The following is a 7839-nucleotide window of genomic DNA, read 5'->3' as shown; positions in this document are numbered from 1 at the left end:
TCCGTCCTTTTCGGGCTTCAGGGTGCGGTAGTTGATGGTCTCCGGCTTCTTGACCTCGCCGTGCGACCACTGGCGGATGTCGTCGGCGGTGGCCAGGCCGATGCGGAGCTCGTCGAAGAAGTTGACGTCAAGCACTGGTCGTCAAGCCCTCTTTCGTAAGTCGAGAGTCGTTCGTGTGGTCTGAGGGGGGCCTGGGGGCGGGCCGGCTGCTCAGCGGGCAGCCGGCCCAACCTCCGTCAGACCTCTTCGACGCTGCTCGGCTCGCGCCGGGACAGGTCGATGCCGAGCTCCTCGGCGGCGCGGAACACGTCCTCGTCGGAGTCCCGCATCTCGATGGACTGGCCGTCCGAGGACAGCACCTCCACGTTGAGGCAGAGCGACTGCATTTCCTTGATGAGGACCTTGAAGGACTCGGGAATGCCGGGCTCGGGGATGTTCTCGCCCTTGACGATGGCCTCGTAGACCTTCACACGGCCGAGAACGTCATCGGACTTGATGGTGAGCAGCTCCTGCAGCGCGTACGCGGCGCCGTATGCCTCAAGGGCCCACACCTCCATCTCACCGAAGCGCTGACCACCGAACTGCGCCTTACCACCGAGCGGCTGCTGGGTGATCATCGAGTACGGGCCGGTCGAGCGGGCGTGCAGCTTGTCGTCGACCAGGTGGTGCAGCTTGAGGATGTACATGTAGCCGACCGAGATCGGCATCGGGAACGGCTCGCCGGAGCGGCCGTCGAACAGCCGGGCCTTGCCGGTGGAGTTCACCAGGCGCTCACCGTCACGGGTGAGGGTGGTGTTGTCCAGCAGACCGGTGATCTCGTCCTCGCGGGCGCCGTCGAAGACCGGGGTGGCGAGGTTGGTGCCGCCCTGGACCTTGTCCGCACCGATCGCCTGCAGGCGCTGGGCCCACTCGTCGGCCAGGCCAGAGACGTCCCAGCCCTGCTGGGCGAGCCAGCCGAGGTGGATCTCCAGGACCTGTCCCGGGTTCATTCGGGACGGGACACCCAGCGGGTTGAGGATGATGTCGACCGGGGTGCCGTCCTCGAGGAAGGGCATGTCCTCGACCGGGAGGATCTTGGAGATGACACCCTTGTTGCCGTGGCGGCCGGCGAGCTTGTCACCGTTGGTGATCTTGCGCTTCTGGGCCACGTAGACGCGGACCAGCTGGTTCACGCCCGGGGGAAGCTCGTCGCCCTCCTCGCGGTCGAAGACGCGCACGCCGATGACCTTGCCGGACTCACCGTGCGGCACCTTCAGCGAGGTGTCGCGGACCTCGCGCGCCTTCTCGCCGAAGATCGCGCGGAGCAGGCGCTCCTCCGGGGTCAGCTCGGTCTCACCCTTCGGGGTGACCTTGCCGACCAGGATGTCGCCGGTGACGACGTCGGCGCCGATGCGGATGATGCCGCGCTCGTCGAGGTCGGCGAGGACCTCCTCGGAGACGTTCGGGATGTCCCGGGTGATCTCCTCGGGGCCGAGCTTGGTGTCACGGGCGTCGACCTCGTGCTCCTCGATGTGGATCGAGGAGAGGACGTCGTCCTGCACGAGGCGCTGCGACAGGATGATCGCGTCCTCGTAGTTGTGGCCCTCCCACGACATGAACGCCACGAGGAGGTTCTTGCCGAGCGCCATCTCGCCCTCGTCGGTGCACGGGCCGTCGGCCAGCACCTGGCCGGCCTCGACCCGGGCGCCCTCGTCCACGAGCACCTTCTGGTTGAAGGAGGTGCCCTGGTTCGAGCGGGTGAACTTGGCGGCGCGGTACGTGGTGTACGTGCCGTCGTCGTTGGCCACGGTGACGTAGTCGGCCGAGACCTCCTGGACGACACCGGCCTTCTCGGCGGTGATCACGTCGGCGGCGTCGACGGCGCAGCGGTACTCCATGCCGGTACCGACCAGCGGAGCCTCGCTCTTCAGCAGCGGCACCGCCTGGCGCATCATGTTCGAGCCCATGAGCGCGCGGTTGGCGTCGTCGTGCTCGAGGAACGGGATCATGGCGGTCGCGACCGACACCATCTGGCGCGGCGAGACGTCCATGTAGTCGATCTCGGTGCCCGGGATGTAGTCGATCTCGCCACCACGGCGGCGGACCAGGACGCGCGGCTCGGCGAAGTGCAGGTCCGCGGTCAGCGGCGCGTTCGCCTGGGCGATGACGTAGCGGTCCTCCTCGTCGGCGGTCAGGTAGTCCACCTGCTCGGTGACCACACCGTCGACGACCTTGCGGTACGGGGTCTCGATGAAGCCGAAGGCGTTGACCCGGCCGTACGAGGCCAGCGACCCGATCAGACCGATGTTCGGGCCTTCCGGGGTCTCGATCGGACACATGCGGCCGTAGTGCGAGGGGTGCACGTCACGGACCTCGAAGCCGGCGCGCTCACGGGAGAGACCACCGGGACCGAGGGCGGACAGACGGCGCTTGTGGGTCAGGCCCGACAGCGGGTTCGTCTGGTCCATGAACTGCGACAGCTGGCTGGTGCCGAAGAACTCCTTGATGGAGGCGACGACCGGCCGGATGTTGATCAGGGTCTGCGGCGTGATCGCCTCGACGTCCTGGGTGGTCATGCGCTCGCGCACGACGCGCTCCATACGGGCGAGACCCGTACGGACCTGGTTCTGGATGAGCTCGCCGACGTTGCGCAGGCGGCGGTTGCCGAAGTGGTCGATGTCGTCGACCTCGACCACGATGTCGCGGCCGTTCTCGTCGCGCCACTCGGTCTCACCGGCGTGCAGCTTCACCAGGTACTTGATCGCACCGATGATGTCGGGCTCGGTGAGCACGCCGGAGTCCAGCGACTCGGCGTTGCCCAGCTTGCGGTTGACCTTGTAGCGGCCGACCTTCGCGAGGTCGTAGCGCTTCGGGTTGAAGTAGAGGTTCTCCAGCAGCGTCTGCGCGGCCTCACGCGTCGGCGGCTCGCCCGGGCGCAGCTTGCGGTAGATGTCCAGCAGCGCGTCGTCCTGGCCCTGGGTGTGGTCCTTCTCCAGGGTGGCGCGCATCGACTCGTACTCGCCGAACTCCTCGAGAATCATCTCGTTGGTCCAGCCGAGCGCCTTGAGCAGCACGGTGACGGACTGCTTGCGCTTGCGGTCGATGCGGACGCCGACCATGTCGCGCTTGTCGATCTCCATCTCCAGCCAGGCACCACGCGAGGGGATGACCTTGCAGGAGTAGATGTCCTTGTCGGACACCTTGTCCAGGGTGGAGTCGAAGTACACACCCGGGGAGCGGACCAGCTGCGACACGACGACACGCTCGGTGCCGTTGATCACGAACGTGCCCTTGTGGGTCATGAGCGGGAAGTCGCCCATGAAGACCGTCTGAGACTTGATCTCACCGGTCTCGTTGTTGGTGAACTCGGCCGTGACGAAGAGCGGGGCCGCGTACGTGAAGTCGCGGTCCTTGCACTCGTCAATGGAGTTCTTCGGCGGCTCGAAACGGTGGTCGCGGAAGGTCAGGGACATCGACCCGCTGAAGTCCTCGATCGGCGAGATCTCCTCGAAGATCTCCTCCAGACCGGACTTGGTGGGGACGTCCAGACCAGACTCCAGCGCCTCCTCGACCCGGGCCTTCCAGGCCGCGTTGCCGAGCAGCCAGTCAAAGCTCTCGGTCTGCAGGGCCAGGAGGTTCGGGACCTCGAGGGGCTCCTTGATCTTCGCGAAGGAGACGCGGAGCGGGGCGGTGGATGCGGCGGAATTGTTCGAGGCGTTGCGCGGCGCGGCCAAGAGGGGGGTCCTTCCGAGGGCTCGGAGCTCACTACGCGCATACCAGCCGGGCCTTCACGGGCTTGGATCCGCCTCCGTCGCCGTCGGCCTCCGCCGGGGGAAAACCCAGGTCAGAGCCGCTTTGCGGAGGCGATGCCAGACCCCTTCAGGGCAACGCAGACTCCGGGCGACGAGTCACGGAGCAGCTAACAGGCAGCGCAAAGGGACAGTGTAGCCAAACGGCACACTGCTGTCCAGCTCTGATTCGGAAACCGAATCGGAGACTCCTCCCGGTTGCCGACGGACGCGAACGCCCGCCGGGTACTGCACGGCCCGGGAACTCCCGGACCTCCACCACTCACGTGGAGTCACTTCCCGCCGGAGCCACTGGTTATGCATCCAGCGGTGGACCAACCGGGGCGGACTCGCGCCTTGAGAATCGCGCGCCGCGCCTGGTTCGTCAAGGGCCCGCCTCCGGCGCGGGCCTCGACACGTCCATCGGCGCGAACCCGCCCGGCGTTACAGAAGCCGTGGTCGGGGCCACTGCCGACGACAGCGATCACCATACCCGCCCGCACCGACAGTGCCGAGTGCCCTCTCGGCCAGACCGGTGGTTCGACGGCCCGGAGCGCTCCCGGGCCGGGGGCGCGAAAAAGGCCGGGCCGACCACCCGCAAGGGTGATCGGCCCGGCCTCGGAGCTCCCGCCCTCAGAGGGGCGTGGGGGCACCTCCCGGCCGCTGGGGCCGGGGGAGAGTCACTTGACGGTGACCTTGGCGCCGGCGCCCTCGAGGGCGGCCTTGGCCTTCTCGGCAACGTCCTTGGCAACCTTCTCCAGGACCTTGGCACCAGCGGTGTCAACGAGGTCCTTGGCCTCCTTCAGGCCGAGGGAGGTCAGGGTGCGCACCTCCTTGATGACCTGGATCTTCTTGTCACCGGCGGCGTCGAGGATGACGTCGAACTCGTCCTGCTCCTCAGCGGCCTCGGCCGGGGCGGCCGGGCCACCGACGGCGGCGACGGCGACCGGGGCGGCGGCGGTGACGTCGAACTTCTCCTCGAAGGCCTTCACGAAGGCGGCGAGCTCGATGAGGGTGAGCTCCTCGAACTGCGCGAGCAGCTCGTCCTGGGACAGCTTCGCCATGATGGCGTCCTTCCACTAAATCGGCAGGTGGTGCCGTATGTACGGGTTGGGCGGGCACGGGCCCGCAGCGAGGCGTGAGCCTGCGGAATTACTCCGCGGCCTCGTCCTCGGCGGCGGGAGCCGGCGTACCGGCACCGCCCTGCTCGACCTTGTCGCGCAGCGCGTCCACAGTGCGGACGAGCTTCGACGGCAGGGCCTGGAAGAGCGCGGCAGCCTGGGACTGCTTGGCCTTCAGGGCACCCGCCAGCTTGGCGAGCAGCACCTCGCGGGACTCGAGGTCCGCGAGCTTCTTGATGTCATCGGCGGACAGTGCCTTGCCGTCAAGAACACCGCCCTTGATGACGAGAGCGGGGTTCTCCTTGGCGAAGTCACGCAGAGCCTTCGCCGACTCCACCGGGTCACCGGTGACGAAGGCAACAGCCGTCGGACCGGCGAACAGGTCGTCGAGCTCCGTGATCCCGACCTCGTTGGCCGCGATCTTGGTCAGCGTGTTCTTCACCACGGCGTACTGGGCGTTGTCACCCAGCGAGCGACGCAGGGTCTTGACCTGCTTCACCGTCAGACCGCGGTACTCGGTCAGTACGGCCGCGTTCGAGCCACGGAACATCTCCGTGATCTCGGCGACGGCAGCAGCCTTGTCGGGCCTAGCCATAGGCTTACGCCTCCTTCCGTGATGTCGAAGTCCGGCCGACCGCGAGAGTCGACCATTCGAGCCGCGGACCACCGGACGGAAGGAAACCCCTGCGGAAAAGCAGATGAGCCCCGGTGCGCAGGCGCACGGGGCTCAGCACGACCTCGACAGGTCCCGTGTGCGGACACACACGACCCGGAAGTCCAAGCTCCAAACAGTCCTGCGCGGGCTGCCTGCGACGAAGCGCAGATCCTTCGGTCGCGAACGTCCTTGCGGACGCACGGCGACAACCAGCGGTCTTTGGCTTCGGCAACAGTAGCCGGACTCCGCCGTCCGGGGCAAATCGCCCGTCGCGGGGCCGCCGCAGGGCCCGCCACCGGGCCGCGGGGCCGCCGCAGGACCGCCGCCAGGCCCCGCCACCGGTCGGCGGGGCGGAGGTCAGCGGGCCAGCGGGGAGACGCTGCGGGTGCCGGCGTCCACGGTGTCCCCCTCGGCCGGGGCCTGCACCGAGAGGGGGCCGGCGAACTCCGAGTAGACCACCGTGTCGTCCGCCCGGCCGATCTCCCCGGTACCGGTGCGCTGCAGCTTCACCGGCTGGTCCTTGTCGTTCAGCCAGAGGTCCAGGGTCAGCGAGACCGAGCCGCCCGGGGTCAGCGCGGCGCGCAGCCCGTCCCGCCGGGCCGGGCTCAGTTGGGTCTGCGCCGCGGCGTACCGCTCGGCGTCGGTGGTGACCCGGTAGTGCGCCACCGCCGCGTCCTCGAACTTCTCCTCGCCCACGAACTGCGCCTCCACCCCGTCCGCGGTGGCGGCGGCCAGCGCCTCGGCGGGGTTGAGCAGGTCGATCAGCCCGGCGTACGGGATCTCCTTGTGGCCGTCCGGCCCCGGCGGGACGGAGAACCGCTCCCAGTGCCGCCCGCCGAGCCGGGCCGTGGCGGCCGCGTCGCCGCCCTGGTAGGCGACGGTGTCGACGACGATGAGGTGCTCCGCCTCGGCCGGGGTGGTGCGCTTCACCTGGAGCGCCGTCTTCGGCAGCCAGAACAGCGGGCCGGTGCCGGCGTCCGACCCCAGCCGGTAGGTGACCTTGGCCCGGCGGGCGGTCTGGGCGGCGAGCTGGGCCGAGAGCAGGACGCCGTGCGGTGAGCGGTCGGTCGGCTTGGCCGGGCCGGTCGGGGAGGCGCTGGTCGGCGTCGGCGTGCGCGAGGGCGTCGGCGTGGCCGCACCGCCGTCCCCGCACGCCGTCAGGCCGCCCGCCAACAGCACCGCGGCCGCCCCGGCCGCCAGCCGCCGCCGCACCGCCATGCCCGTCTCCCGTTCCGTCCCGTCACCGACCGGCCGCCCCGCGCGGCCGCGTCCCTGCGAGCCACCATGCCACCAGCGGGCCGGTCAGCTCTCGGCGCCCCCCTTGGCCGCCCCGGCGACGTCGGCCAACTCGGCGACGTCGGACGGGTCCGGCGCCGTGGTGGCGACCTTGGTGCCGTAGTCCGAGTAGGTGACGGTGACCTTGAAGGGGCCGGCCTTGGTGTCGGCCTCCTCCGTCCGCTTCACCACCAGGTTGTCCGAGTCGACCCAGACGTCGACCGTCTCGCTGGTGACCCCGGCGGCCTTGAGGTTCTTCTTCACCTGGGCGAGCTGCTCGTCGGTCAGCCCGCTGCCGCCCGCGGCGGCGGCCAGGTCGGCGACGGTCAGCTCGCCGGTGTAGTGGGTGGTCTGCTTGCCGCCGACGGTCTCCTTGCCGGCCTCGCTGACCTTGCCCGACGCGATCAGGGTCCGCACGCCCTCGACCGGGTCGGCGCTCTTCAGCTGGTTGCCGCCGATCCCGCCCTGGGCCTTGCCGAGGTCCTCGTAGGAGTAGTGCAGCCAGTGCTTGCCACCGAGCTCCTGGGCGGCCTGGCCGCCCACCCGCATGTACATCCCGTCCTTGAGGTACCGGGCGGTGAGGGTCGAGCCGCCGGTGAGCCCGGAGAGCTGCTTGCCCGCCGGCGTCGCCGACATGTCCATCTGCAGCTCGCCCTGGAGGCCGGCGGCCCAGGAGACGGCCCCGGTGGCCGTGATCCGGCCGCCGCCGACGCTGATCTCCTCGGTGATCTTCGCGGAGGTCTGCGCGCCGGTCTTCTCGGTCACCAGCTTCAGGTAGGCCGCGGGGGTCAGCTTGACCGGGGCCTCCTTGGTCGGCTCGGCGGTCGGGGTGGGCGCGGCCGGAGCGGGCGCGGCCGTGGTCGGCTGGGCGGCGGCCGTGGTCGGCGCGGCGGGCGCGGCGCTGCCGCCCTTGTCGTCGCCGTTGCAGGCGGTCGCGGTCAGGGCCAGTGCGGCCAGCACGACGGCCACGGCGGTGTTGCGGGTGGTGGTTCCAGCCATGATTCCCCCTCCGAGGAGCTCC

5 protein-coding genes are annotated in these 7839 nt (G+C 69.5%); all 5 read right to left on the bottom strand.

Annotated features, from left to right (window positions below; genetic code table 11):
* Positions 1–236 precede the first annotated feature (236 nt).
* Positions 237–3713, bottom strand: coding sequence for a DNA-directed RNA polymerase subunit beta (gene rpoB / locus MCM47_RS24290; protein ID WP_238863795.1), 3477 nt, complete (start codon positions 3711–3713; stop codon positions 237–239).
* Positions 3714–4447: 734 nt separating this feature from the next.
* Complete coding sequence (rplL, locus tag MCM47_RS24285; protein WP_238863794.1) at positions 4448–4831, bottom strand: 50S ribosomal protein L7/L12; 384 nt, start codon at positions 4829–4831, stop codon at positions 4448–4450.
* An 88-nt stretch (positions 4832–4919) separates the two neighbouring features.
* A complete protein-coding gene (gene rplJ, locus MCM47_RS24280) occupies positions 4920–5483 on the bottom strand; it encodes a 50S ribosomal protein L10 (RefSeq protein WP_238863793.1) in 564 nt (187 codons plus the stop codon).
* Positions 5484–5900: 417 nt separating this feature from the next.
* Positions 5901–6761 carry a hypothetical protein gene (locus MCM47_RS24275; protein WP_238863792.1) on the bottom strand — a complete coding sequence of 287 codons (861 nt, stop codon included), beginning with the start codon at positions 6759–6761 and terminating at the stop codon, positions 5901–5903.
* A gap of 84 nt (positions 6762–6845) precedes the next feature.
* Positions 6846–7817, bottom strand: a complete 972-nt coding sequence (locus tag MCM47_RS24270; protein WP_238863791.1) for a hypothetical protein — start codon at positions 7815–7817, stop codon at positions 6846–6848.
* Positions 7818–7839: the final 22 nt, after the last annotated feature.

The sequence above is a fragment of the Kitasatospora sp. A2-31 genome (genome assembly GCF_022288725.1).
Classification (GTDB): domain Bacteria; phylum Actinomycetota; class Actinomycetes; order Streptomycetales; family Streptomycetaceae; genus Kitasatospora.
Note: the sequence above shows the minus strand (reverse complement) of the source record. Positions and strands in the feature narration are given on the sequence as shown.

Bases quoted from the DNA above. Each gene is read 5' to 3' on its own strand.
- MCM47_RS24270 (WP_238863791.1), bottom strand. From the start codon at position 7,817: ATGGCTGGAACCACCACCCGCAACACCGCCGTGGCCGTCGTGCTGGCC.
- rplJ (WP_238863793.1), bottom strand. From the start codon at position 5,483: ATGGCTAGGCCCGACAAGGCTGCTGCCGTCGCCGAGATCACGGAGATG.
- MCM47_RS24275 (WP_238863792.1), bottom strand. From the start codon at position 6,761: ATGGCGGTGCGGCGGCGGCTGGCGGCCGGGGCGGCCGCGGTGCTGTTG.
- rplL (WP_238863794.1), bottom strand. From the start codon at position 4,831: ATGGCGAAGCTGTCCCAGGACGAGCTGCTCGCGCAGTTCGAGGAGCTC.